The sequence below is a fragment of the Streptomyces sp. CAI-85 genome (genome assembly GCF_013363615.1).
Classification (GTDB): domain Bacteria; phylum Actinomycetota; class Actinomycetes; order Streptomycetales; family Streptomycetaceae; genus Streptomyces; species Streptomyces antibioticus_B.
Map to the genome: position 1 here is coordinate 1 of NZ_JAANNX010000280.1, position 500 is coordinate 500.

1 protein-coding gene is annotated in these 500 nt (G+C 67.2%); it reads right to left on the bottom strand.

The features are described 5' to 3' along the window. Positions 1-500 (bottom strand): DnaB-like helicase C-terminal domain-containing protein (locus G6W55_RS38265; RefSeq protein WP_175525135.1); only part of this gene is annotated, 500 nt, incomplete at both ends.

The following is a 500-nucleotide window of genomic DNA, read 5'->3' on the forward strand; positions in this document are numbered from 1 at the left end:
AGCTTGATGTCGTTGCGCTGCTTCAGCCGACGGCACTTCGCGCGGATCTCCATCATCGACAGGTTCGGCGAGTCGTCGATGAAGAGCGGCGCCGAGGACACCTCGGGCATCCGGCGGGCCAGACGCGTCCAGTCCTCGTCCGTCATGGTGCCGGACCGCATGTGGTGCAGGGCGACACGGGCCTCGGCGGACAGCAGACGCATCGCGATCTCGTTGCGGCCCATTTCCAGGGAGAAGATGACGCTCGGCAGGTTGTGCTTGATCGACGCCGCGCGCGCGAAGTCCAGCGCCAGAGTCGACTTGCCCATCGCGGGACGCGCGGCGATGACGATCATCTGGCCCGGGTGCAGACCGTTGGTCAGCGAGTCGAGGTCGGTGAAGCCCGTCGGCACACCGGTCATCTCACCGCTGCGCGACCCGATCGCCTCGATCTCGTCGAGCGCGCCCTCCATGATGTCGCCGAGCGGGAGGTAGTCCTCGCTGGTGCGCTGCTCGGTGAC